The 24,728-nt window shown below is 63.2% G+C and carries 27 protein-coding genes and 1 riboswitch; of the genes, 19 read left to right on the plus strand and 8 right to left on the minus strand.

The window, feature by feature from the left end; all coding sequences use genetic code 11:
* Positions 1 to 49 precede the first annotated feature (49 nt).
* On the minus strand, positions 50 to 493 hold the full coding sequence (locus tag BLS51_RS04800; protein WP_090177416.1) for an SRPBCC family protein: 444 nt from the start codon (positions 491 to 493) through the stop codon (positions 50 to 52).
* Between the two features lie 95 nt (positions 494 to 588).
* Between BLS51_RS04800 and BLS51_RS04805 the strand changes: the two genes are divergently transcribed.
* A complete protein-coding gene (locus BLS51_RS04805; protein WP_090177414.1) occupies positions 589 to 987 on the plus strand; it encodes a VOC family protein in 399 nt (132 codons plus the stop codon).
* Here BLS51_RS04805 and BLS51_RS04810 read toward each other — a convergent pair.
* Both BLS51_RS04810 and BLS51_RS04815 read right to left on the minus strand, forming a co-directional pair.
* On the minus strand, positions 984 to 1,184 hold the full coding sequence (locus BLS51_RS04810) for a hypothetical protein (protein WP_090177409.1): 201 nt from the start codon (positions 1,182 to 1,184) through the stop codon (positions 984 to 986). The genes BLS51_RS04805 and BLS51_RS04810 overlap by 4 nt on opposite strands.
* 12 nt (positions 1,185 to 1,196) lie before the next feature.
* Entirely contained in the window at positions 1,197 to 4,022 is a 2,826-nt protein-coding gene (locus BLS51_RS04815; protein ID WP_090177406.1) for a M16 family metallopeptidase, read from the minus strand.
* Positions 4,023 to 4,115: 93 nt separating this feature from the next.
* Positions 4,116 to 4,234, plus strand: a riboswitch (FMN riboswitch).
* A gap of 94 nt (positions 4,235 to 4,328) precedes the next feature.
* Here BLS51_RS04815 and ribB point away from each other — a divergent pair.
* A complete protein-coding gene (ribB, locus tag BLS51_RS04820) occupies positions 4,329 to 4,988 on the plus strand; it encodes a 3,4-dihydroxy-2-butanone-4-phosphate synthase (RefSeq protein ID WP_090177403.1) in 660 nt (219 codons plus the stop codon).
* A 29-nt stretch (positions 4,989 to 5,017) separates the two neighbouring features.
* On the opposite strand, the gene BLS51_RS04825 is transcribed toward ribB, so the two are convergent.
* Complete coding sequence (locus BLS51_RS04825) at positions 5,018 to 6,406, minus strand: MFS transporter (RefSeq protein WP_229207467.1); 1,389 nt, start codon at positions 6,404 to 6,406, stop codon at positions 5,018 to 5,020.
* A gap of 87 nt (positions 6,407 to 6,493) precedes the next feature.
* Between BLS51_RS04825 and BLS51_RS04830 the strand changes: the two genes are divergently transcribed.
* The 7 genes from BLS51_RS04830 to BLS51_RS04860 are packed head-to-tail and all read left to right on the plus strand — an operon-like array spanning position 6,494 to position 11,713.
* Positions 6,494 to 7,360, plus strand: a complete 867-nt coding sequence (locus tag BLS51_RS04830) for a LysR family transcriptional regulator (RefSeq protein WP_090177400.1) — start codon at positions 6,494 to 6,496, stop codon at positions 7,358 to 7,360.
* A 40-nt stretch (positions 7,361 to 7,400) separates the two neighbouring features.
* On the plus strand, positions 7,401 to 8,189 hold the full coding sequence (locus BLS51_RS04835) for an MlaE family ABC transporter permease (protein ID WP_090177396.1): 789 nt from the start codon (positions 7,401 to 7,403) through the stop codon (positions 8,187 to 8,189).
* Position 8,190: 1 nt separating this feature from the next.
* Positions 8,191 to 9,159 carry an MlaD family protein gene (locus tag BLS51_RS04840; RefSeq protein ID WP_090177393.1) on the plus strand — a complete coding sequence of 323 codons (969 nt, stop codon included), beginning with the start codon at positions 8,191 to 8,193 and terminating at the stop codon, positions 9,157 to 9,159.
* Entirely contained in the window at positions 9,156 to 9,875 is a 720-nt protein-coding gene (locus BLS51_RS04845; RefSeq protein ID WP_090177390.1) for a hypothetical protein, read from the plus strand. The genes BLS51_RS04840 and BLS51_RS04845 overlap by 4 nt, the downstream gene beginning before the upstream one ends.
* Positions 9,872 to 10,372, plus strand: a complete 501-nt coding sequence (locus BLS51_RS04850; protein WP_090177387.1) for a DUF2867 domain-containing protein — start codon at positions 9,872 to 9,874, stop codon at positions 10,370 to 10,372. Before BLS51_RS04845 ends, BLS51_RS04850 begins: the two co-directional genes overlap by 4 nt.
* Positions 10,373 to 10,402: 30 nt before the next feature.
* Entirely contained in the window at positions 10,403 to 11,365 is a 963-nt protein-coding gene (locus BLS51_RS04855) for a nucleoside hydrolase (protein WP_090177384.1), read from the plus strand.
* A gap of 3 nt (positions 11,366 to 11,368) precedes the next feature.
* The gene (locus BLS51_RS04860; protein WP_090177379.1) at positions 11,369 to 11,713 is read left to right on the plus strand and encodes a translation initiation factor Sui1; all 345 of its coding nucleotides are present in this window, start codon (positions 11,369 to 11,371) and stop codon (positions 11,711 to 11,713) included.
* Here the strand turns inward: BLS51_RS04860 and BLS51_RS04865 are convergent.
* Positions 11,710 to 12,321 (minus strand): cysteine hydrolase family protein, encoded by a 612-nt coding sequence (locus BLS51_RS04865; protein ID WP_229207386.1) that lies wholly within the window; start codon positions 12,319 to 12,321, stop codon positions 11,710 to 11,712. The genes BLS51_RS04860 and BLS51_RS04865 overlap by 4 nt on opposite strands.
* A gap of 97 nt (positions 12,322 to 12,418) precedes the next feature.
* Here BLS51_RS04865 and BLS51_RS04870 point away from each other — a divergent pair, with 97 nt between their 5' ends.
* Complete coding sequence (locus BLS51_RS04870) at positions 12,419 to 13,378, plus strand: GlxA family transcriptional regulator (RefSeq protein ID WP_090177372.1); 960 nt, start codon at positions 12,419 to 12,421, stop codon at positions 13,376 to 13,378.
* Positions 13,379 to 13,402: 24 nt separating this feature from the next.
* Here BLS51_RS04870 and BLS51_RS04875 read toward each other — a convergent pair whose 3' ends face one another.
* On the minus strand, positions 13,403 to 14,656 hold the full coding sequence (locus BLS51_RS04875; RefSeq protein WP_090177368.1) for a DEAD/DEAH box helicase: 1,254 nt from the start codon (positions 14,654 to 14,656) through the stop codon (positions 13,403 to 13,405).
* Positions 14,657 to 14,751: 95 nt separating this feature from the next.
* On the opposite strand from BLS51_RS04875, the gene BLS51_RS04880 reads away from it, so the two are divergent.
* Positions 14,752 to 15,738 (plus strand): dipeptidase, encoded by a 987-nt coding sequence (locus tag BLS51_RS04880; RefSeq protein ID WP_090180606.1) that lies wholly within the window; start codon positions 14,752 to 14,754, stop codon positions 15,736 to 15,738.
* On the opposite strand, the gene BLS51_RS04885 is transcribed toward BLS51_RS04880, so the two are convergent.
* Entirely contained in the window at positions 15,739 to 16,146 is a 408-nt protein-coding gene (locus tag BLS51_RS04885) for a hypothetical protein (RefSeq protein WP_090177365.1), read from the minus strand.
* Positions 16,147 to 16,225: 79 nt separating this feature from the next.
* Here BLS51_RS04885 and BLS51_RS04890 point away from each other — a divergent pair, with 79 nt between their 5' ends.
* Complete coding sequence (locus BLS51_RS04890; RefSeq protein WP_090177361.1) at positions 16,226 to 16,594, plus strand: MerR family transcriptional regulator; 369 nt, start codon at positions 16,226 to 16,228, stop codon at positions 16,592 to 16,594.
* Here BLS51_RS04890 and BLS51_RS04895 read toward each other — a convergent pair.
* Positions 16,587 to 18,398, minus strand: coding sequence for a DUF4153 domain-containing protein (locus tag BLS51_RS04895; protein WP_090177358.1), 1,812 nt, complete (start codon positions 18,396 to 18,398; stop codon positions 16,587 to 16,589). The two genes, BLS51_RS04890 and BLS51_RS04895, sit on opposite strands and share 8 nt — an antisense overlap.
* A gap of 87 nt (positions 18,399 to 18,485) precedes the next feature.
* Between BLS51_RS04895 and dapC the strand changes: the two genes are divergently transcribed.
* From dapC to prmB, 7 genes are all read left to right on the plus strand, one after another.
* Positions 18,486 to 19,694 (plus strand): succinyldiaminopimelate transaminase, encoded by a 1,209-nt coding sequence (gene dapC, locus BLS51_RS04900; RefSeq protein WP_090177353.1) that lies wholly within the window; start codon positions 18,486 to 18,488, stop codon positions 19,692 to 19,694.
* 16 nt (positions 19,695 to 19,710) lie between these two features.
* The gene (dapD, locus tag BLS51_RS04905; RefSeq protein ID WP_090177349.1) at positions 19,711 to 20,538 is read left to right on the plus strand and encodes a 2,3,4,5-tetrahydropyridine-2,6-dicarboxylate N-succinyltransferase; all 828 of its coding nucleotides are present in this window, start codon (positions 19,711 to 19,713) and stop codon (positions 20,536 to 20,538) included.
* 31 nt (positions 20,539 to 20,569) lie between these two features.
* On the plus strand, positions 20,570 to 21,709 hold the full coding sequence (locus tag BLS51_RS04910) for a PilT/PilU family type 4a pilus ATPase (protein WP_090177346.1): 1,140 nt from the start codon (positions 20,570 to 20,572) through the stop codon (positions 21,707 to 21,709).
* Positions 21,710 to 21,997: 288 nt separating this feature from the next.
* Positions 21,998 to 22,276 carry a hypothetical protein gene (locus BLS51_RS04915; protein ID WP_139168650.1) on the plus strand — a complete coding sequence of 93 codons (279 nt, stop codon included), beginning with the start codon at positions 21,998 to 22,000 and terminating at the stop codon, positions 22,274 to 22,276.
* A 58-nt stretch (positions 22,277 to 22,334) separates the two neighbouring features.
* A complete protein-coding gene (locus BLS51_RS04920; RefSeq protein ID WP_090177339.1) occupies positions 22,335 to 22,688 on the plus strand; it encodes an ArsC family reductase in 354 nt (117 codons plus the stop codon).
* A gap of 11 nt (positions 22,689 to 22,699) precedes the next feature.
* The gene (dapE, locus tag BLS51_RS04925; protein WP_090177336.1) at positions 22,700 to 23,833 is read left to right on the plus strand and encodes a succinyl-diaminopimelate desuccinylase; all 1,134 of its coding nucleotides are present in this window, start codon (positions 22,700 to 22,702) and stop codon (positions 23,831 to 23,833) included.
* 6 nt (positions 23,834 to 23,839) lie between these two features.
* Complete coding sequence (prmB, locus tag BLS51_RS04930) at positions 23,840 to 24,727, plus strand: 50S ribosomal protein L3 N(5)-glutamine methyltransferase (RefSeq protein WP_090177331.1); 888 nt, start codon at positions 23,840 to 23,842, stop codon at positions 24,725 to 24,727.
* Position 24,728: the final 1 nt, after the last annotated feature.

A 24,728-nucleotide genomic window follows, 5' to 3' on the forward strand; every position in this document is an offset into this window, starting at 1 on the left:
CATCGCCGCCGCCGGCATTAACGCACGCATCCGCATCACACGCCTCCGCTTATTTTTCCGCCACCGCTTTCATTTTGGCCAGGCCGCTTTCAAACGCCGGGCCTAGCGCCCTGTCCATGCTGATAATCATATTCATGATCTTACCCGTAAAATCAGTTTCGCCGTTCATGCTCCAGCGTACCGTGGTGCCGCCATCCTGCGGCTGCACCCAGAATTCCATCATTGACGGCGCCGCATTCTCTCCGGCGAATTGCAGCTTGACGCTGATATTGCTTGGCGTCTGGCGCAGCACTTCCATGTGGCCGGCGCTGATATTCGCCCATGGCGACCAGCGCGGCCATTGGCTGAAGTCACTGATCAACGGGATCACTTTTTCCGGCGGCGCCTGGATGCTGATCGCACGCTGGACGGTATAGCTACTTGGCTGCAGCGCCGCCACCACAAACAGCACCAGCACCAGCACCGAGAACCCGACGATTATTTTTTTGAACATGGTTTTACTCCTTCTTGCGCATGATGCATTGGCGTCCGTCCCGGCGTACACTGTCTGCTGCTGTTGACAATATACTTATCTGCCGGAGGAAGCACATGCTGTCGCACGTTTATGTGGGCATTAACAATTTTGAACCGGCGCTGGCTTTTTACAGCGCCTTGATGGAGATAGTCGGCGCGCGCCAGCGCTTTGTCGACGCCAGCCAGCCGTGGGCTGCCTGGCAGCCGGCCGAAGGCGCGCGGCCCTTGTTCGTGATCGGCAAACCGTATGATGGCCAGCCTGCGGGCTGCGGCAATGGGCAGATGGTGGCGCTGATGGCGGCGTCACGCGAGGCGGTGGACCGCGCCCACGCGGCGGCGCTGGCGCTTGGCGGCAGTTGCGAAGGTGCGCCGGGCCTGCGCCCGCACTACCACGCCAACTACTATGGCACCTACTTCCGCGACCCGGAAGGAAATAAACTCGGCGTCGTCTGCCACGACGCCCTGCCCGATTAAGCCAGTGCTTCCTTGGCGGCTTCCTCTGGCGTCAAGCCTTCATAGAACTGGTCGGTGAACCATTCCACCTGCTCTTCGATATGGTCCTGCGCCTCCTGCTGGGTGGCGCCGCCCTTGACCAGGAAGCCCTCCACTTCAATACACCAGTTAATCAGTTCGAGGGTTTCCGGGTCCAGCTCTTCTTTTTTCTTTGCCATGATGATCACTCCTTACTTCTCGGGATACAGCACTACCTGCAGGTAGTTGTTTGTATCAAAATAACGCTGCGCGGCCGTTTTCAGGTCCGCTACCGTCAGCGCGTTCACGCGCGACTCATAAGTGAGTATATCCTCTGGATTGTTATTGTTGAAGAAGGCATTTTGTAACGACGCCATCCAATAGCCATTTTCGCGCATCCCCTTGCGATAGCTCTTGATCCACGAAGCCTTGACCTTGTTCAGGTCCGCCTCGTCTATGCCATCCCGCTTGATCTTGTCGATTTCCGCAAACGTCGCGGCCAGCACCTTGTCCACATTCTCCGGCGCGCATGGCAGCGTGGCGTTGATCGAGTAGTTCCCGTACGGGATGCGGTTCATGCTGCCGCTCATGCCGCCGCTATACATCGCGCCCATCTTCTCGCGCAGCGTTTCAATCAGCTTGATGTTCATGACTTCCACCAGCGCTTGCAAGCGGATGCGCGCCGCCCGCGAGTATTCCACCTCACCGGTGAAGGACAGCGAAATGGTGCTCTTCGGCTCCGAGCCGGCATGTACTTCCTTCTTGACCACGCCTTTGACCGGGCGCACGCCCTCGTCGCGGAACGCCACCGGGATCTCGCCCGCCGGCAGGCTGGCGATGTAGGTGGCAAGCAGCGGCTTGATCTTCTCGACCTCGAAACTGCCGATGATGAAGAAGGTGAAGTCACGCGCGCTCGACATGCGGCTGTTATAAATATCCAGCACGCGGTCCAGCGCCAGCTGGTCGAAGTCGGCCGGCTTGGCGGCGCGCAGCACGCGCGGGCTATTGTTGTACAGCGCTGCCGTCACGGTATCGTAGAACACCGATTCCGGCCGCGCCAGATTGTTCTGCGCCAGTTCGCGCTGGCGGTCGACGTAGGCGGTGTAGATGGCGGCGTCCTTGCGCGGCTGCGTCATTTGCAGGTACACCAGTTGCAGCATGGCTTCCACGTCGGTGCTGCCGGAGCTGCCGCCCACCGATTCGTTGAGCGAGCTGACTTGCGCGCTGGAGCTGACGCTCTTCCCGGCCAGCACCTTCACCAGGTCGTTGGGCGAATAATTCAGCACGCCCATCTGGCCAACGATGCTGCTGGCGTAATGCGCGGCGAAGACATCGCTGTCCGGCAGCAGTGACCAGCCGCCGTAACGCAGACCGCCCAGGATCACCTGGTCATTATTGAAGTCGGTCGGCTTCAGCACCACTTTCACGCCGTTGCTCAGCGTGAGCTCGGTGGTGCCGATGACGGCATTGACCTTTTCGCTGACGATGCGGCCGGCCTTCGGCAGGGTCGGCATCAACTGGCTGGCATAGACCTTGTCTTCGATCGGCTTGACGGCGATCTTCTCGGCGGCGGTGGCAATCGCCACCAGTTGATCTGCCTTCGGCGGCGCCGCGCCGGCCTTGTCGACGCCGGTGTAGATCACCAGCTTGCTCTGGTTATCCGGCACGGCGGCGCGCACGGCGTCATTCACCTCCTGCACCGTAATCCCTGGTATCAGCTCGGTCGCGTAGCGGTACTCGGTGGCGATACCGGGGATGCTTTCATCCTCCAGGAAGTTGCGGATGTACTCCGCCGCATAGCCGGACGAATCGGATTTTTCGCGCTCGTTGTACATGCGCTCGTAGTTGCGCAACATGCCCTTCTTGGCGCGCTCCACTTCCGACGTGCTGAAGCCGTACTGGCGCGCACGCTGGTCTTCCTGCACCAGCGCGTTGATGGCCGGCGTGGCGCCGCCCTTGCCCAGCACCGCGCCGGCGCCGAAGGAACGGTAGCCGCGCACGATCTTGTTCATGCCGCTGCCGCCCTGCAGGAAAGGCGGATCGACCTGCTGCGTCAATTCGTACATGCGCTGGCTGAGGATGAAGCTGTACATGCCCTCGATCAGCTTCTGGCGGTAGTCGCCGATGGTCTCGCCGGCCGGCCAGGACTGGATCGGATAGCGGATGTAGACCGTGTTGGCGCTGACTTCCTTGTCGGTGAAGACGATGCCTTCGGAATCCTGGCGTTCCGGGATCTGCGCGTACGCGCGCAGGCGCGGCCTGGCCGGATTTTTCAGCTTGGCGAAATGCCGCTCAATCAGGCCTTGCGCCTCGGCCGGCTCGATGTCACCGACCACCACCACCGCCATCAGGTCCGGACGATACCAGTCGCGGTAGAAGCGCTTGATGGCGTCGTACTTGAAGTTCCTGATGATTTCTTCTTTACCGATCGGCATGCGCTCGGCGTAGCGCGAGCCGTTCAGCACCTTCGGCAGCACCACCTTGTTCATGCGGTCGTCCACGCCTTTGCCGAGGCGCAGTTCCTCCAGCACGATGCCGCGTTCGCTGTCGATATCGGCATCATTGAACGACAGGCCGTGCGCCCAGTCCTCCAGCACCTGGAAGCCCTGTTCGACGACTTCCTTTTTATCGGTAGGGATGGGCAGAATATAAACAGTTTCATCGAAACTGGTATAGGCGTTGAGGTCCGCACCAAACTTCACGCCGATCGACTGCAGATAGGACACCAGTTCGTTGCGCTTGAAATGAGTCGAGCCATTGAAGGCCATGTGCTCGGTGAAGTGCGCCAGGCCTTGCTGGTCCTCGTCTTCCAGGATCGAGCCCGCCTTGACCACCAGCCGCAATTCGAGCTTTTTCTCGGGACGGCCATTCTGGTGGATATAGTAGGTCAGCCCATTGGACAGTTTGCCAACTTTTACCTGCGGTCCGATCGGCACCTGATCGCTCAGCTTCAGTGGCGGGAGAGTCTCGGCTTGCGCCAGAAAAGAACATGCCAACAGTGCAGCGCCGGACACGATACGCAGGGTAATCAGCTTCATTCCGAATGCAAAATATGTAATAGACCTGCTACCTTACACCGAAATCCGGAATTTAGGCTAGAATCCTCGTGCCTGCCGTCCGGCAGGCAACAACAACGTCTTCGGGGCGGGGTGTAATTCCCCACCGGCGGTAAAGCCCGCGAGCGCGGAAACGCGCAGATCTGGTGTAACTCCAGGGCCGACGGTTAAAGTCCGGATGAAAGAAGATGTGCGCTTGACGCATCCTGCTGCCCGAGCCATCGGCGTGGTGGGCTGCGCGTATTCGCTTGCCCTGTCGCGTTCCTATTTCATCAAGGAGCGTTTCACATGCTGGACCACACCGCAATATCCCCTTACATCTTGGTATCCGACGATCTGGAAGGCCGCATCCACGCGGCACTGGAAGCCATGCGCGCCGGCGTCCCGGTCATCCTGCTCGATGATTTCGATCGCGAGAACGAAGCTGACCTGATCGTTGCCGCTGAAAAGTTGACCGTGCAGACCATGGCCATGATGATACGTGAATGCAGCGGCATCGTTTGCCTGTGCCTGAGCGCCGACAAGGTGCGCGAACTGGCATTGCCAATGATGGCAGCCAACAACGGCAGCCGTTATGGCACACCGTTCACGGTATCGATCGAAGCACGCGAAGGCGTCACCACCGGCGTCTCTGCGGCCGACCGCGTGACCACCATCCGCGCGGCGACGGCGGCCAACGCCAGGCCATCCGACCTGGTGCACCCCGGCCACGTATTCCCGCTGCGCGCCACGCCTGGCGGCGTGCTGTCCCGCAAGGGCCACACCGAAGGTTCGGTCGATCTGGCGACGATGGCGGGCCTGGATCCATCGGCGGTGCTGTGCGAGTTGATGAACCCCGACGGCACCATGATGCGCGGCGCCGACATTGAACGCTTCGCCGAACAGCACCAGCTGCCTATCCTGACCATCGCCGAAATGATCGCGTGGCGCCAGCAGCAAGGCATCTAACCGGCACGCTTTAGCCTGAATGCCAGGCGTCAGACCCCGCCTGGCCGCGCGGGTTTGACGTAGCGGTACACCAGGTACAAGGCGCCCGCGTATGCCGCTGCGATCAGCGTGAACGCCAGCGGCATGCGCAGCGCCCATTCAGGCGTCACGTGCATCACCGTCCCCATCATCGCCACGCCGACCAGCGCACCGATCTGACGATTGGCGTTCAACGCGGCGGCGGCGCTGTTGGCGTGGGCCTTGCCAGCTACCAGCATCACGGTCGCCGTCATGCCCGGAATCGCAATGCCGATGGCGACATTCATCAGCACCGCCGCCGCCACCAGCAGCCAGTAAGGCGTATCCGGACGCAAGCCAAACAGCATCATCAGCGCCATGCCGAGGCCCACCAGCAGGCCATACATCATCGGCGGCCGCGTGCCGACACGCGCCGTAATGCGGCCGGAAGTCAGATTACCAATGGCGAAGGCCGCCATCATCGGTATCAGTTTGAGGCCCGTTTGCAGCGCATCGGCCCCGCCCTGCTGAATAAATAAACTCAGCAAGAACAACTGCCCGAACACCGCAAAATTAATCAGGAAGCCGACACCGTTAGCGGCCGCAAAGGCTGGCGTATCGAACAGCGCTTTCGGCAGCAAGGGATGCGCGCCTGCCCGCTCGCGTCGCACCAGCAGCACGGCGGCAGCCAGCGTGGCCACGCCAGCGCCAAGCACTGCGCCCGACATCCAGCCCAACGCCGGCCCCTCGATCAGCACAAAACTCAGCGCCGCCAGCGCGATCACCCCCAGCGCATGGCTCAGCATCGACAGGTCGCGCTGATGGCGCGGCGTAGCCGGCGCCATCACCTGCGTCAAGACGATGCCCAGCAAGCCAATCGGCACATTCACCCAGAACACGCTGCGCCAGCCGAATTCGTGCACCAGCAATCCCCCCACCAGCGGTCCAGCCGCCGACGAGCAGCCGACGATGGCCGACCAGGTGCCCAGCATGCGCGCCCGCGTAGCCTGGTCTTCATACGCATGCGTCAGCAGGCTGAGAGAACTGGGCATGAACAGCGCCGCACCGACGCCTTGCAGGAAGCGCGCCGCGATCAGCGCATGGCCGCTCGGCGCCACGGCACACAGCACCGAGCCAAGGATGAACACACTCAGCCCGCCCTGGTAGACAGTCTTGGGGCCGAATCTGTCAGCCAGCGCGCCGCCTGCCATCAGCAATGCGGCAAACGTCAGCGTGTAGCCGTCGACCACCCATACCAGGCCGGTCAGCGGCACCGACAGGCTGGCGGAAATGTCGGTCAACGCCGTATTGACGGCAGTGACGTCGATCATCGCCATGACGAAGCCGATGGCCAGCGTCATCAGCATCAATAAGGGAGGTACTTGCCGCGCCTGCGCGGCGCTTGTCGTCGAGGTATTCATCCGCCCATGGTAGGCGGCTTGCATGATGCAGTAAATACGCATAACATCAGCATTCTGATGCAAATATGCATCACGCACGGAGCCGCCATGGACTGGGACAACGCCCGCATCTTCCTCGCCATCTACCGCAAAGGCACGCTGCGCGCCGCCGCCGCCTTGCTGGACATCGACCAGGCCACCGTCGGCCGCCGCCTCAACGCGCTGGAAAAGTCGCTGGGCGCGCGCCTGTTCCTGCGCACGCCGTCCGGCTATCTGGCCACGCCAGCCGGTGAACTGGCCGTCACCGCCGCTGAAAAGATGGAACAGGCGGCGCTACAGTTTCAGCGCGAGATGCAAGGCATCGACAACCGGCTGTCCGGCAGCGTGCGCGTCACCACCTCAGACACCATGGCCGCGCACTTCGTCATCACCGCCATGCAGCGCCTGCACGTGATGCATCCGGAAATCCGCATCGTGCTGAGTACCAGCACCAGCATCACCAGCCTGACGCGGCGCGAGGCCGACCTGGCGGTGCGCACCTTGAAGCCCAGCGATCCGGACCTGATTTCGCGCCACCTGACCCGCCGCAGCATGGGCCTGTACGCCACGCCGGCCTATCTGAAGGAGCGCGGCATGCCGGTGCCGGGCAACGGGCTGGCGGGGCATGACATCGTCATCTATCAGGTCAGCGTGGCGCCGCGCCACCAGGAAAAAATCTGCCTGGAGCCAGTGCACAACGCGCGCGTGGCGATGGAGGTCAACAGCGGCCTGGCGCTGATCGACGCGGCGCGACTGGGCATGGGCGTGGCAGAGCTGCCCTGCCACATGGCCGATGGCGACGCGCGCCTGGTGCGCATCTGGCCGGAACGGGTCGACCATTATGATGTGTGGCTGGCGATGCACGCGGATCTGAGCCGCAGCGCGCGGGTGCGCGCGGCGGCTGACGCCATCATCGACAGCTTCCCGGAAAAGTAGCGGACACCTGTTCCCGCCGCGCCGGTGCTAATATGCCAATATGAGTACGCAAGCATCCTTCCCCAATCTCCTGCAACGGCTGCACCGTGGCGCGGTCGGCTGGCTGCAAAGCTGGTGGCGGCTGACGCAGTTCGCGGTGCTGATGCTGTCCGTGGCGCTGGCGCCGTCCAGCTATGGCCGCGAACGGCGCCCGCTGCTGGCGCGCCATCTGGTGGCCGACACCGCGCCCAGCCTGGCGTGGTATGGCGTATTGTCCGCGCTGGTCAGCCTGGTCTTGATACGCATCGTGGTGGTGACTTCGCAAAGCTATGGCCTGACGCGCTATGCGCTGGAGATGGTGGTGCGCGTGCTGGTGCTGGAGCTGATCCCGCTGACTGCCGCCGCCTTCGTGGCGCTGCGCACCACCCTGCCCGCCGGGCTGGAATTCGCTCAGGGCCGCAGCACCGGCCAGCATGTCACCGAGGCGGAACTGCATCGCGAGTTCTTTCCGCGTGTGGCGGCGGGCATTTTCGCGGTATGGCTGCTGGCCGCCGTCAGTTGTGTGCTGACGCTGATCCTTACCTATTTGTCGCTATATGGCTTTACGCCGTGGGCGCTGGCTGGCTACACGCGCGTGGTCGGGCAAGTGTTCAACCCGGCCGTGACCATGATCCTGGTGCTGAAGATTGTGTTCTTCAGCTTTGCCGTCGGGCTGATACCGATGGCTTCCTCTTTTTATTTCGGCGAGAGCTACCGCAACAAGGTATCGCATGGTCTGTCCGACATGGTGCGATTGTTTGCCGTGATGCTGCTGATCGAAGTCGCCTCGCTTATGGGGAATTACTACTGATATGACTGAACCAATCAACCAAGCCGCGCCTGTGCGCAATGCTGAATTCAAGGCCGCCCTGCTGCTGGTGCTGATGGTGGTGCTGGTGGCCGGCTCCGGCCTGTATCTGTTATACGCACGCGGCGCCTTCGAGTCGACGCAGACGCTGATACTGCAAGCCGACGACTCGGAAGGCGTGGTGGTCGGCATGGATGTGACGTTTGCCGGCTTCCCCATCGGACGCGTGCGCCGCATTGAGCTGAGCAGCGAGGGCAAGGCGCGCGTGGTGGTGGATGTGCAGAGCAAGGATGCGCACTGGCTGCGCAGTTCCAGCATCTTCACGCTGGAGCGCGGCCTGGTGGGCGGCGCCAAGCTGCGCGCTTTCAGTGGCATTCCCACCGATCCACCACTGGAGGATGGCGCGGCGCGCACGCTGCTGGTGGGCGATCCGGGCGCCGAAATTCCGCGCCTGCTGGCGGCGGCGCGCGACCTGCTGCAAAACCTGAACGACCTGACGGCGGAGAATTCCGCGCTGGCCGCCAGCCTGGCGAATGTCGCCGGCGTGACCGGCAAGCTGAATGGCCCGCAAGGCGCGATGGGCCTGATCGCCGGCGATGACAAGAACGCCCAGCAGCTGATGGAACGCGCCAACAAGCTGCTGCTGACGGTGAATGCGCTGGCGGTCAAGGCGGATAGCCTGATCGGCCACGCGGACGAACAGGTCTTCGGCCAGAAAGGCGTGATGACCGATGCGCAGGCGACGGTGCAGCAGCTGAACGGCCTGCTGGCGGACGCGCGCAACTCGCTGAAGAAGATGGATGCGGTATTGGTTGAAGCGCAGGCGGTCGCCTCCAACACCAGGGAAGCCACCGCAGACCTGGGCGCGTTGCGCGGCGAGGTGGAAAGCAGCTTGCGGCGTGTGGAGCAGCTGGTGAATGAAATCAACCGCAAGTGGCCGTTCAAGCGCGATACGGAGATCAAGCTGCCATGAAGAAGATTATCGTCATCGCTGGCGTGCTGCTGGCCGGCTGCGGCAACAATCCGCCAGTGCCGGATTGGCAGATGAACGCGCATAACGGCATCGACCGCGCCACTGCTGCTTACATGGAGGGCAACACGCGCATCGAGGCCGCCGAATTCAAGCGCGCCCGCAGCGCGCTGGCCAGCACCGGCAAGGTCGACCTGATGATCCGCGCAGAATTGATCCAATGCGCCGCGCGCGTCGCCTCGCTGGTGTTCGAGGATTGCGCCGGCTACGACAAGCTGGCCCAGGATGCCAGCCCCGCCGACCGCGCCTACGCCGCCTACCTCGCCGGCCGTCTGCCCGGCGTCGGCCGCTCGGTCGCTGCCGCCCCAGCCGCGTCCACCACGACCGCCGCTGGCGCACCGCTGTCCGCCGCCGACATCGGGCTGCTGCCAGCGCAGCATCAGCCGGTGGCTGCGGCAACCAGCGACGCGGCGGCGGCCAGCGCAGTGCAAGCCATCGCCGATCCGCTCTCGCGGCTGGTCGCCAGCGGCGTGCTGCTGCGCGCCGGCAGAGCCACGCCGCAAATTCTGGCGGACGCCGTGGAAACCGCCTCCGCCCAAGGCTGGCGCCGTCCACTGCTTGCCTGGCTGGGCGTACAGGCGATGCGCGCCGAACAAGCCGGCGACACCGCAGAAGCCCAACGCATCAAGCGCCGCATTGATCTGGTCACCGAAAAATGAACATCACCACCACCGCCATTCCACAACAAACCGAGATAAGCCAACACCTGCGCGGCGCCGACTTTCACGACTGCTACACCACCGACCTCGCGCCTACGCCTCTGAGCGCACTGGAACTCTATCTGCGCGTGGCTGCCACCACGCCCGGCTGGGTCAACGCCGCCATGGCGCTGCGCAACCGCATCGTGCAACTGGTGGGCCTGAAAAACCTCGGCCTGCTGAGCGATATCGATCCAGCCAAGCCGGCCAGCGCCTATCAGGTCGGCGACCGCGTCGGCATATTTACCATCAACTATCTCAGCGAGCAGGAAGTCATCCTCGGCGACTCCGACAAGCACCTCAACGTCAGCCTCTCGGTCTGCAAGCTGCCGGGCAAGGTTGCGATCAGCACCGTGGTGCATACCCGGAATGCGCTGGGCCGCCTGTACATGCTATTTGTCGCCCCGGCGCACCGCCGCATCGTGCCGGCCACGCTGAGGAAAGCCAGCTTCCTGTAAAATCCCCGCTTCACCGCATCAAGGATCGTCATGGCTTACCCTCTCGCTCGCCCGTTGCGCGGGCTGTTTACCGCATTGGCGCTGTCGTGCGCTGTCGTCGCGCAGGCCGCGCCGCAAAAAGTCATCGTCGACATGGACATCGGCGACGACATCGACGATGCTTTCGCCCTCGGCCTGCTGCTGCAAAGCCCTGAGATCGAGATTGTCGGCATCACCACCGCCTGGGGCGACACCGCCCTGCGCGCGCAACTGCTGGAACGCATGCTGCGCGAAACAGGCCACAGCCAGATTCCGGTGGCGCAAGGCGTCGCCACCAGCGGTAATCCGCAGCCGTTCACGCAGGCGCGCTATGCACAGCGCGGCAAGCTGCCGGCAAAAGTCGATGCGGTGGACTTCTTGCTCGACCAGATCAAGCGCCAGCCCGGCCAGATCACGCTGCTGGCGCTCGGCCCGCTGACCAACATCGGCGCCGCCATCCAGCGCGACGCCGCCACCTTCAGCAAGCTGAAACAGGTCGCCATGATGGGCGGCTCGGTGCGCAGCGGCTACCGCAAGTCGCAATACGTGCCATCGCGCCCGGCCGACAAGGAATACAACATGGTCTCCGATATCGCCGGCGCGCAGAAGCTGTTCACCTCCGGCGTGCCGATCGTGATGATGCCGGTCGACTCGACCCAAATCCGCCTCGACGAAGTGGAACGCAACGCCCTGCTCGGCCACGGCTCGCCGGTGACCGATGCGCTGGCCCTGCTCTATCATCAATGGATCAACGCCTACCAGCCATGGTCCAGCAATATGCCGTCGCTGTTCGACGTGGTGCCGGTGGTATGGCTGATCGATCCGGCGGTCTGCCCGACCACGCCGCTGCGCATCGTCGTCGACAACGACGGCTACACCCGCGAGCAGCTGGGCAAGCCGAACGCGCAGGTCTGCCTGGCCTCGGACCAGAAACGCTTCTTCGACATCATGATGCCGCGATTGCTGAAGGATTAAGCCATGGCCCTTGTCTACTCCACCGAAACCGGCCGCATCTGCCCTGACTGCCGCAAGCCATTGGGCGATTGCGGCTGCAAAACGGCCGCCAAGGCCAAGCCGGCCGGCGACGGCAATGTGCGCGTGTCGCGCGAATCCAAGGGCCGTGGCGGCAAGACCGTGACGCTGGTGCGCGGCCTGCCGCTGGACGCCGACGCACTGGCAACGCTGGGCAAGCAGTTGCGCAGCGCCTGCGGCTCGGGCGGCACCGTCAAGGATGGCGTGCTCGAAATCCAGGGCGACCATTGCGAACGTGTGATGGCCGAACTGGTGAAGCTCGGCCACAAGCCCAAACGCGTCGGCGGTTAATGCTGCTTCGTGCGCTGGACCGACATATAGATATTGTCGCGCTCCAGCGCTTTCCCTTCGCGCACCGCCGTCAGCCACTGTTCGGTGCTGGCCACCGCCGCGAAGCCGGAATGGAACACCGTGCTGAAGACACGATGTATCTCTTCCGCGCTGGCCTTGCCGGCCGCGTTTTCATACGATGGCGAACCGCTGGCGTCTGACAAAAACTCGACCGACAAACCCTTGTGCGCGGCCTCGTAAATGGTCGACGCATCGCAGTTGTGCGTCATGTAGCCAACGATGGTCAGCGTGTCGACGCCGTTATCTGCGATCCACTGTCCCAGATCCGTGCCGGTGAACACGCTGGCGTAAGTCTTGTTGATGTGATGGCTGGAGGGACGCTGGGCGATTTCATCGTGCAGCTGCCAGGTTGGCGAGCCCTTGGCGAAGATCGGCGACTGCTCCGGCGCGTCGTGCTGCACCACCACCACCGGGATGTCGGCGGCGTGCGCGGCATCCATGGCGCGGGTGATATTCGGCAGCGTGACCTCCACCGGTGGGTATTCAATCTTCATATTCCCGCTGAAGTATTCGTTTTGCACATCGATGACGATCAGGGCACGGCGCATGGTAATTCTCCTGGTTGGGTTGCGATGAGAGACATTGTGCGCCGCCGGACGGCGTGCCAACAGTGGCCCGAAGGCACACATACGATATAATCGGGCCATGAACGCGACCACCGCCCAAAACTACCGGATCGCCGTCATCGCCTTCGACGGCATCACACCCTTTCACCTGTCGGTACCCGGCATGGTGTTCCGTGACGCAGGTTTCGACCTGAAAATCTGTTCCGCAGACCCTTCGCCGCTGCGCACCACCGGCGGTTTCGATATCTCGGTCCGGCACGGCCTGTCGGCACTGTCCCGTGCCGATATCGTCATCCTGCCGACCTGGCATGACGACTGCCGGGGCGCGCCGCCGGCGCTGCTGGAAGCGCTGAAACGCGCCCATCAGCGCGGCGCCCGCATCGTCGGTCTGTGTCTGGGCGCCTTCCCGCTGGCGGAAGCCGGCCTGCTGGCCGGCCATCGCGCCACCACGCACTGGGCGTTTGCCGATACGCTGGCCGGGCGCTATCCGGCCGTCGCGGTTGATCGCGAGGTGCTGTACGTCGATGATGATGTGCTGACTTCCGCCGGCGTGGCGGCGGGACTGGATTGCTGCCTGCACCTGCTGCGCCAGTTGCGCGGCGCCGAGGCGGCCAATCACATCGCGCGGCAGCTGGTGGTGGCACCGCAGCGGCAAGGCGGCCAGGCGCAGTTCATTGAACGTCCCGTGCCGGTCAGCGGCAGCGATGATCGGTTCGGGCAGGTACTGGAATGGGTCAACCGGCATCTGGCGCATCATCACAGCATCGATGCGCTGGCCGCGCGCGCCGCCATGAGCCGGCGCAATTTCACCCGCCATTTCCGCGATGCGACCGGCACCTCGTTCAAGCAGTGGCTGCTGAACCAGCGCGTGGCGCATGCGCAGCGGCTGCTGGAGAGCAGCGAGATATCGATCGAGATGGTGGCGCAGGAAGCTGGCTTTGGCTCCGCGCTGTCGTTGCGCCAGCATTTTCGCGCATCCTTGCGCACGTCGCCGTCGGCTTATCGCAAACTGTATCGTCCCACCGGAAATCAGCAGTGACGCCATCCCATCAAGCCATGTAGCTTACTCGCCTGTCCCTTCGTTGGCGGCGGCTTCGCGCAGCTTGTCCTTCTTGCTCTTGCGCTTGCCCTTGATGCCACCGTTGACGATATCCGTGACGGCGCTTACCGGCTGCGCCGTTTCGGTCGGCTCAAAACCGGCGATCACTTCACGCGGCACACGCTGGTTCTGGCGCTTCTCGATCAGGCGGAAATGCTGCTCGGCGTCGGCGCTGACGAAGCTGATCGCCATGCCGCTTTCGCCCGCGCGGCCGGTGCGGCCGATACGGTGCGTGTAGTCGACGGCGGAACGCGGCAGATCGTAATTCACCACCGCCGGCAGGCGCGCGATGTCGATGCCGCGCGCGGCCACGTCGGTCGCCACCAGCACTTGCAGATAGCCGCTGCGGAAGTCGGTCAGCGTCTGGGTGCGTGCGCCCTGGCTCAATTCGCCATGGAAGGACTCGGCATGAATGCCGTTGCGGCGCAGCTTGTCGGCCACGTGGTCGGACGCGTACCTGGAGGCGACAAACACCATGACGCCACGCCATTTGTGCTGCTGGATCAGGTGCTTGAGCAGCATGGTCCGGCGCGGCACATCAACGCTGATTGCTCGCTGCGTGATCGCCGGCTGGTCGGACGACTCGGCCAGCACCTCGATGCGCGTCGGCGTGCGCAGCAGGCTGTCGGCCAGCTTTTGCACCGCCGGCGGGAAGGTCGCCGAGAAGAACAGGTTCTGGCGCTGCGCCGGCAGCAGCGCGAGAATGCGGTTCAGCTCTTCGCTGAAGCCGAGGTCCAGCAGGCGGTCCGCTTCGTCCAGCACCAGCATCGAGGTCTGCTCGATGCGCACCGCGTTGTGGTCAATCAGGTCCAGCAGGCGGCCCGGCGTGGCCACCAGGATGTCGGTGCCGCCGCGCAGCGCCAGCATCTGCGGATTGATCGAAACGCCGCCAAACACCACCTGCACCTTGTAGGTGGTCGGCAGCATCGACACCAGCTGGCGCACCGACTCGCCCACCTGCGCCGCCAGCTCACGCGTCGGCACCAGAATCAGGCCGTGCAGCTGGCGCGGGCCGCCGCGCTTGGCCAGCAGCGTTTGCAGCATCGGCAGCGCGAAGGCGGCGGTTTTCCCGGAACCGGTTTGCGCCGCGCCCAGCACGTCTTCGCCGCGCAGGATGGCGGGAATCGCTTCGCGCTGGATCGCGGTCGGCTGCAGGTAGCCGATCTCGGTGATGGCGTTGAGCAGGGAGGGAGCAAGGCCCAGGGTGGAGAAGGACATATCGGCCTGAATTCTTTAAATGAGGGCGATAGTATAAAGCATGCAGCGAATATACATTATGATGCAGTATAGCCGTTTTGATAAAGATGAATGCCATGATCAATTGGGATGCCCACGCCTGCCTGCCCCAGCACCCGCTGGCCGATTTCACGCCGGTGCGCCGCCTGCACGCGGCTGGCGTCAATTATGTGTCGCTGAATGTGGGCGCCGATATGAATCCGCTGTCGCAGGTAATGACGGTGATTGCCGGCTACCGCGCTACCATTGCTGCCGATCCGCAGCGCTATGCGCTGGTGTCCAGCGTCGACGATATCATCCAGGCCGCCGCCGATGGCCGCATGGCGATCAGCTTCGACCTGGAAGGCGCGCTGCCGCTGCTGGAGCAGCCGGAAATGGTGGCGCTGTACGCGCAGCTGGGCGTGCGCCAGATCCACTTCGCCTACAACCGCAACAATAGCGTCGCCGGCGGCTGCCACGACGCGCCGCGCGGCCTGACGCCGCTCGGCCAGCGCATGGTGGCGGCGGTCAACGACAACGGCATCCTGATGGACTGCTCGCATACGGGCCGCGTCAGCAGCCTGGAGATCATGGAGGCGTCGTCGCAGCCGGTCATCTTCAGCCACGCCAATCCCTACACGCTGGTGCAGCACGGCCGCAACGTCACCGACGAGCAGATACGCGCCTGCGCGGCCACCGGCGGCGTGGTGTGCGTTTCCGGCCTGTCCTTCTTCCTTGGCAGCGAACAGCCGGATGCGCACGCTGTGGCGCGCCATGCGGCCTATATCGCCGACCTGGTGGGCATACGCCATGTCGGCATCGGCCTGGATATCTGCTTCCAGCAGCCCGGCCTGGACGACACGCCGCCCGGCTTCGATCCATCGCACTGGTGGCCGGCGTCGGCCGGCTACAGCATGGCGCATCCGCCCAGCTTCACGCCGCCGGAAGTCTGGCGCGACCTGCCGGCAGCGTTGCGCCGCGCCGGCATGAGCGACAGCGAGGCGGAGCTGGTCCTGGGCCGCAACATGATGCGCGTGGCGCAGCAGGTCTGGGGCACGCCGGCGGCGCTGGCGCAAGCCGCCTGATTAAGCGCGAACGCGGCGGACGCGCAGCGGCAGCCATTGGACAATGCCCCACGCCAGCTCCGGCACGATGAAGAGCCAAAGCAGCGGTGCACCGGTGGCGTGCAACGTCCAGATCATCCAGCTGCTGAACAGCAAGCGCGCGATGCCGTCGTAGCGGCCATACAGCGGCTGCGGGTCGCGGATGCGCAGCACCGACCATACCAGCACCACGCTGCCCAGCAGGCAGGCAAACAAAATGTGAAACGGCGTGAACGCCGGCAGCGCTGCGCCGCCCAGCGCCTGGTTGGTGGCGTCCAGCTGCGCGCGGACGATGGCAAAGCTCCACGGCGTGGCAAACGGCGCGGTCAGCACCAGGTCGTAGATGGCGCTGGCGCGGACGATGTGGCGATATGTGGCGATGTTCAGCATGGGCTCTCCCGTTCAATGATGTCGCCATACTAAAGGCAGGAGTACACTCCAGGGTCAAGCACTAACTGGAGATCCAGGCATGCAAATCGGTGAAATTGCCGCCGCCACCGGCATCAGCCGCGACACCCTGCGCTTTTACGAGAAGCGCGGCCTGCTGCGCGCGCGCCGGAGCGCCAATGGCTATCGCGACTATCCGCCAGAAGCGGTGAATTGGCTGCGCTACATCCGGCTGGCGCAAACGCTGGGCTTCACGCTGAGCGAGATCGAGGCCGACCTGCCGCTGCTGGCCGAGCCGGACGACGCCGCGCCGCAGTTGCGCGCAGCCTTGCAGCGCAAGCTGGACGATATCGACCAGCGCATCCACGGCCTGCAACAACTTCGCGGCGAGCTGGCGCGCCGCCTTGGAGACGATATGCATGCCTGCCCGCTACAGGGCGCCGTTACTTGAGGCAGTTCTCGCGCGGCGGGTGCTCGGCTCTCAGCTCGAACCGCTGGCCGCCGATATCCAGTTCCTTGAAACGTGGTGTGGCCAGCGTGAATTCGCCCTTGCGCAGCTTTTCAATCAGCGGCTTGCAGGCAGCGTCGCGGTAGCTCAGCGTGGCAACCGTGCTCCACTTGCCATCGCCCTCTTCGGCATACAGCCGGGCGCCAAAGGCGTGCTGCTTTTCCAGCAGCAGCACATCCGGCTTGCCGTCGCCGTCGGCGTCGAACACAAAGGCGTCGCATTTGCCTTCTCTGGTGCTCAGGCACGAGGGCTTCTGATTGTCCGGTGTATCCTGCCAGTTTTGCGCCAGGAAGCCGGCCGGTACCTGGGCATTGGCCGGCCACACGGTCAGGTTGTCGGCCACCGACACTGGCGCTGTCGAATGCACCGGCGTCTTCCAGCGGTCCTTGTCATCCTGCGCCAGCATCGCCTTGGCGCCTGCCTGCAGTACCGCCGCATCCGGCCCGGTGGCGCGCGCCAGCTGCTGCAAGGCGGCCTTGCCATAGCGTCCGCCCTGGTAGCGCAGATAGTGGAAGTCGACATCGGCGGCTGCCAGCTTGCCCTGGGCCAGCCGCGCCATCTGGCTGTGCACGCCGATGCGCGCCGGGTCGGCCAGCGGCGAGAACAGCACCAGCAGCACTGCCAGCACCAGCAAAGCGGTGTAGATGTTCACCGTGGTCAGCGGCTGCAGCCAGGTGTCGTATTCGTAGGCGGCCCACAGGTAGCCGATGGCGTAGCAGGTGGTCACCAGCAGGTAGGCGGCGGCCATCACCCGGTCCGAGGTCCAGCCGTACTGCGCCACCCGCAGCCCCAGCGCATAGATGCCGACCATGATCACTGGCAGGATCAGGATGGCGGCGGTGCGCGCACCGACACGCAGCGGCAGCGCGACGATCGCGGCGCCGTTCTGGAAGGCGGCGTTGATCAGCACCAGCAGCACCGTCGCTGTCGCCAGCAGCACGGCGGTGGCGTGCCGTGTCTCCCACAGCGCGGTCAGGCCGGTGAAGGGCAGCGTGCACAGGAAGCCGGTCACCAGCACCACCGCCACCGGCAAGATCCACGACAGCAGCACCAGCAGCAAGGTGCGGATGCCGCGCACGATGGCCGGCCGCACGTCCGTCACATGCATGGCGCACGAGAAGGCGGTGCACACCACCGGCACGTTGAACCACGATTGCTGCAGCAGCTCGCGCAGGAAACCCAGCTTGACCAGCATGAACAGCTCGGCGCCCATCCACAGCACCAGGAACAGCGCGCCAACGAAGAACATGGAAAACAACAGTTGTATAGCCAGCTTCCAGGCGGTCTCGAAATAGCCGTTGTAGCTGGCGATGCGCCGGCCCTCGTGCGCGCCGGCCATCACCATCGCATGGGCGATAAAGAAGAAGGCGGCGGCGTAGCCCAGCAGCGGCACCGACGGCGACCACACGGATCTATACTGCCAGCGCGGCAGCAGCAGGTGCGAGTGCAGCCCGCGCCAGACATCGTGCTGGGCGAACAGCAGCAGCACCACGGCCGCCGCCAGCAGCCAGTAACCGACCGCGCGCAGCGTCAGGTGGCCCAGGCTGGACACCAGCAGCACCGGCCAGATCAGCAGCACCGTCATCAGCGGCACCATCACATAGGCCGACGTCGCCGGCCAGGCGGCGTCACGCGCGGCCGCATACAGCCAATACAGCAGCAATCCCTGCGCCAGCCCTGTCGCCAGCCGCGCCGCCATTACCTTGCGGCTGACTTGCGCTTCCAGCACGATCTCATTTTCCGCCATATCCTGCACCTGTGGTTGTGTACCCGTATATTTTAACAATTTAGCATGGATGACCGGGCACACGCCGAGGCGCTATAATCAAGGACTATGAACCCACTTCTCGACAAGCTTCATCCCTACCCGTTTGAAAAACTGCGTCTGCTGTTTGAGCAGGTAACGCCCAACCCGCAGTTCAAGGCCATCAGCCTGGGCATGGGTGAACCCAAGCATCCGACGCCGAAGTTCATTCAGCAGGCGCTGATCGACAACCTCGGCGGCCTGGCCGTGTACCCGACCACCATTGGCACGCCCGAGCTGCGCAATGCCATCGCCAGCTGGCTGGAGCGCCGCTACAATCTGCCCAAGCTGAACGCCGCCACGCAAGTGCTGCCGGTGAACGGCTCGCGCGAGGCGCTGTTTGCGCTGGCCCAGGCGGTGATCGACAAGGACGCCGGCTCGATCGTGGTCAGCCCGAATCCGTTCTACCAGATTTATGAAGGCGCGGCCTACCTGGCCGGCGCCGAGCCGTACTTCGTCAACTCCGACCCGGCGCGCAACTTTGGCTGCGACTACGACAGCATTCCGGTCGAGGTATGGCAGCGTGTGGCGCTGCTGTTCGTCTGCTCTCCAGGCAACCCGACCGGCGCCGTGCTGTCGCTGACCGACTGGGAACACCTGTTCGCGCTGTCGGAACGCTACAACTTCGTCATCGCCGCCGATGAGTGTTACTCCGAGATCTATCACGGCGAGCAACCGCCACTGGGCGCGATGGAAGCCGCCCACCAGCTTGGCCTGGCCACCATCGACAAGCCGTATGCGCGCCTGGTGGTGTTCAGCAGCCTGTCGAAGCGCTCCAACGTGCCAGGCATGCGTTCGGGCTTTGTCGCCGGCGACGCCGAGGTACTGAAAAAATTCCTGTTGTACCGCACCTATCACGGCGGCGCCATGAGCACCACCGTGCAGGCTGCGTCGATCGCGGCCTGGAACGACGAAACCCATGTCGAAGAAAACCGCGAACAATACCGCGCCAAGTTCAACGCCATCACGCCCTTGCTGAAGGAAGTGCTGGACGTCGAACTGCCGGATGCCAGCTTCTACCTGTGGGCGGACGTCAGCCGCACGGGCCTGTCCGACACTGAATTCGCCCAGCGCCTGTACGCCGAATATAATGTCACCGTACTGCCGGGCAGCTACCTGGCGCGCGAGGCGCATGGCATCAATCCGGGCCGCAACCGCATCCGCATGGCGCTGGTCGCCGAAACGGCGGAAGGCCTGGAAGCGGCCCAGCGCATCGTCAAATTCTGCAAGTCCCTTTAATATTATTGAGTCCATCATGAGCCAACAACTCCAGAACATCATTGAAACCGCCTGGGAAGACCGCGCGAACATCAACCCGGCCAACGGCGCCGCCGAACTGCGCGACGCCGTCAACCACGTGCTGGCCGGCCTGGACGCAGGCACCATCCGCGTGGCCGACAAGGCCACCGGCAGCTGGGTAGTCAACCAGTGGGTCAAGAAGGCCGTGCTGCTGTCGTTCCGCCTGGAGAACAATGTGGTGCTGCCATCGGACGGCACCATGCAGTTCTACGACAAGGTGCCAACCAAGTTCGCGAACTACACCGCCGACGATTTCGCCAAGGGCGGTTTCCGCGTGGTGCCGCCAGCGGTGGCGCGCCGTGGTTCCTTCATCGCCAAAAACGTGGTGCTGATGCCTTCCTACGTCAACATCGGCGCCTACGTCGATGAAGGCGCGATGGTCGACACCTGGGCCACCGTCGGTTCGTGCGCGCAAATCGGCAAGAACGTCCACCTGTCGGGCGGCGTTGGCATCGGTGGCGTGCTGGAACCAATGCAGGCCAATCCGACCATCATCGAAGACAACTGCTTCATCGGCGCCCGATCGGAAATCGTTGAAGGCGTGATCGTTGAAGAGAACTCGGTGATCTCGATGGGCGTGTACATCGGCCAGTCGACCAAGATCTACGACCGTGCCACCGGCGAAGTAACCTATGGCCGCGTGCCTTCGGGTTCGGTGGTGGTATCGGGTTCGCTGCCTTCGGAAGACGGCAAGTACTCGCTGTACTGCGCGGTGATCGTCAAGCGCGTGGACGCGCAGACCCGTTCGAAAACCAGCATCAACGAACTGCTGCGCGGCGTTTAAGCTGCTGCTTTAAAAACCGGAGAGTCACACCATGGCCATGGATCGCCTGTTCCAGCTAATGAAGGAGAAGAACGCATCAGATATGTTCTTCGCGGTGAATTCTCCGGTGCACATCAAGATCAACGGGAACCTGATCCCGATCAACCAGCAAAAGCTGGAGCCGGACAATATCCAGGCGCTGCTGGCGGAAATCGCCACGCCGGCGCAGATGGATGAACTGGTCACCACCAATGAATTGAACATGGGCGTGTCGGTGCCCAACCTGGGGCGCTTCCGCCTGTCGGCGTTCCGGCAGCGCGGCACCATTTCGGCCGTGTTCCGCTTTGTGCCGGCGACGATACCGGTGCTGGCGGATTTGCAGCTGCCGCCGGTGCTGTCGGAACTGATCATGGAAAAGCGCGGCCTGCTGCTGCTGGTCGGCTCTACCGGCTCCGGCAAGTCGACCACCATCGCCTCGATGCTGGATCACCGCAATGAACTGCGCTCGGGCCATATCCTGACGCTGGAAGATCCCATCGAGTATCTGTTCCAGAATAAGAAATCCATCGTCAACCAGCGCGAGATCGGCAGCGACGCCAAGGACTTCTATACCGCGCTGCGCAACTCCATGCGCCAGGCGCCGGACTGCATCCTGATCGGCGAGATCCGCGACAAGGAAACCATGGCGGCGGCGCTGGCCTATGCGCAGTCGGGCCACCTGGTGCTGGCGACGCTGCACGCCAATAACAGCTACAACGCTTTGAACCGCATCATCAGCTTTTATCCGATCGAGAACCGCCCCGCCCTGTTGCAGGATTTATCGAGCACCGTCAAGGCGATCGTCTCGCAGCGGCTGGTACGCACGGCGAATGGCGGCACGCGCTCGGCGGCGGTGGAAGTCATGGTCAACACGCGCTACATCTCGGATCTGATCGAAAAAGGCGAAATCGGCCAGATCAAGGAGGCGATGGAAAAGAGCATGTCACCCGGCTCGCAATCGTTCGAGCAGGCCTTGCTGAAGCTGGTGCAGGACGGTCAGGTCAGCCAGGACGAAGCACTGGCCAACGCCGATTCCGCCACCAATCTGCTGTGGCTGCTCAATAATGGGCCGGACAGCAAAGCCCAGGCCGCGCCGGAAGCCAAACCACCCAGTAGCGAAGCTTCGTTCACCGAGTTCACCCTCAACACCTGAGCGGGGTGTTGGGTATGCCTTCCGTAAATTTAGTCTAAAACGTTCTAAACGGGTCTCGTAGAGTCTAAAGCAGTCTAAAACTAGCCCTCATCAGTCTAAAACGGTCTAGGTAATCGACTAAATTTCCGCGAGGGATACCCAATACTCCCGCCCCGGCGCTCTGCAGAAGAATCCGTGCGCTTTCAAAATAGGCAAGATGTTACGCTGATGCCATGATCGTTTTGATGCGTTGGAGGAGTAAAAATGGCCGCCTTGTTTGTTATTTTGCTTGGAGTGCTATTGGCTGCCATGTTTTACGCCGCATTCGTCTACCTGCGTCGCATACGCGCTTATCGTCCCGTTTGGGGAGCGATCGGTTTTATCGCCGGCCTGGCGCTGGGAGCCGGCGTTTCCATGATCGCCATGGCGGTAGCGGTAAGAACAGGAACGCACGTAGACGCCAGCTACCAGACCGCCATCTACTGCGCGGCAACCATCGCCGGCGCCATTTTGGGTGGCTTGACCGTGTCCAGCCTGATGACGGCCCTGCTGCGCAGCGTCGATACTTATCGAACGCGCCGCCAGTAGCCTATCAGTCGGAGCGCCGGCCATGGTATCCTACCGGGTCCAACTTCCCCGACTGATCATGACCATTACCCTCTACGGCATCCCGAACTGCGATACCGTCAAAAAAGCACGCACCTGGCTGGCCGACCAGCAGCAGGAGTTCACCTTCCACGATTTCAAAAAGCAGGGCCTGACGCGCGAGATCGTCGCCGGCTGGCTGAAGCAGCTGTCGCGCGATGTGCTGGTGAACCGCAAGGGCACCACCTGGCGTGCGCTGTCCGATGAGCGCAAGGCGTCCATCGTCGACGACGAAGCAGCGATCGCGCTGATGCTGGAGAATCCGTCCGTGATCAAACGTCCGGTGATGGATAACCACGGCGCTTTCTCGGTCGGCTTCTCCGACGCGCAGTACCAACAAATCTTTAATCGCTGAATATAGCCGACATGACCCCTTCCAAGACCCTGGCGCTGACCGAAAAGCTGATCTCCCTGTCCTCCGTCACGCCGGATGACAAAGGCTGCCAGCAGCATCTGATCGACCTGCTGACGCCGCTCGGCTTCAAGTGCGAAACCATCGTATCGAATGGCGTGACCAATCTGTGGGCGCGTCGCGGCACGACTTCGCCGCTGATGGTCTTCGCCGGCCACACCGACGTGGTGCCGACCGGCCCGGTCGAACAATGGCGCTCGCAGCCCTTCACGCCAACCCACCGTGACGGCAAGCTGTATGGCCGAGGCGCGGCCGACATGAAGACCTCGATCGCCGCCTTTGTGGTGGCCTGCGAAGAGTTCATCGCCAAACATGACGATCACAAAGGCTCGATCGCCTTCCTGATCACCAGCGACGAAGAAGGCCCGGCCACCGACGGCACGGTCATTGTCTGCAATATGCTGAAAGAGCGTGGCGAAACGCTGGACTATTGCATCGTCGGCGAACCGACCTCGGATGAAACGCTGGGCGACATGATCAAGAACGGTCGCCGTGGCTCGCTGTCCGGCAAGCTGACGATCAAGGGTGTGCAAGGCCACATCGCCTACCCGCAGCTGGCCAAGAACCCGATCCACCTGGGCGCACCGGCGCTGGCGGAACTGGCGGCGGAAGTCTGGGACCACGGCAATGAATACTACCTGCCGACCTCCTGGCAAATGTCCAACATCCACGCCGGCACCGGTGCGAATAACGTGATCCCTGGCGAGATGGTGGTCGACTTCAACTTCCGCTTCTCGACCGCCAGCACGCACGAGGACCTGAAGCGCCGCGTGCACGCCATCCTGGACAAGCACAATCTGCACTACGACATCAAGTGGGCGCTGAGCGGCTTGCCGTTCCTGACGCCGCGCGGCACTTTAAGCGATGCGCTGTCGTCGGCGATCAAGTCGGAGACCGGCGTTGACACCGAGCTGTCGACCACCGGCGGCACCTCGGACGGCCGCTTTATCGCGCAGATCTGCCCTCAGGTGATAGAATTCGGCCCCCCGAACGCCAGTATTCACAAGATCGACGAGCATATCGAACTGCGTTTCGTCGATCCGCTGAAGAATATCTACCGCCGCACGCTGGAAAACCTGTTGACCTGAAAAGCCATGACCACCACTCTATTCACCACGCCGCGCGACCTGCTGCGCTACGCCGTCACCCGCTTCAACACTGCCCAGCTATTCTTCGGCCACGGCAGCATGGAAGCCTTCGACGAAGCAGCCTACCTGATCCTGCACACGCTGAAGCTGCCGCTGGACCGCCTTGATCCCTTCCTGGACGCCAAGCTGCTGCCGGACGAAGTGGCGTCGGTGCTGGCAGTGATCGAACGCCGCGTCGTCGAGCGCATTCCGGCGGCCTACATCACCAATGAAGCGTGGCTGGGTACCTACAAGTTCTACGTGGATGAACGCACCATCGTGCCGCGCTCCTTCATCGCCGAGCTGATCCCCGAATACTTCGCGCCGTGGGTCAACGAGCCTGAGAGCGTGGCCAATATTCTGGAGCTGTGCACGGGTTCCGGCTGCCTGGCGATCATGATGGCGGACGCCTTCCCCGACGCCGCCGTCCACGCGGTCGATATTTCGGCCGACGCGCTGGAAGTCGCCAGGCGCAACGTCGCCACCTACGCGCTGGAAGACCGTTTGACGCTGATCCAGTCCGACCTGTACGCCAATGTGCCGGTCAAGAAGTATGACCTGATCATCACCAATCCGCCGTACGTCAACAGCGGTTCGATGAGCAAGCTGCCGATGGAATACCGCGCCGAGCCGGAGCTCGCGCTCGATGGTGGCAAGGACGGCATGGACCTGGTGCGCCGCATTGTCGCCGGCGCCGCCGAACGCCTGACCGACGATGGCCTGCTGATCGTCGAGATCGGCAATGAAAAAGAATACGCCGAAGCCGCCTTTGGTGAACTGGGCCTGACCTGGCTCACCACCAGCAATGGCGACGACATGGTCTTCCTGCTGACGGCCGACCAACTGAAAATTTAAA

It is taken from the genome of Duganella sp. OV510 (assembly GCF_900100205.1).
Taxonomy (GTDB): Bacteria; Pseudomonadota; Gammaproteobacteria; order Burkholderiales; family Burkholderiaceae_D; genus Rugamonas.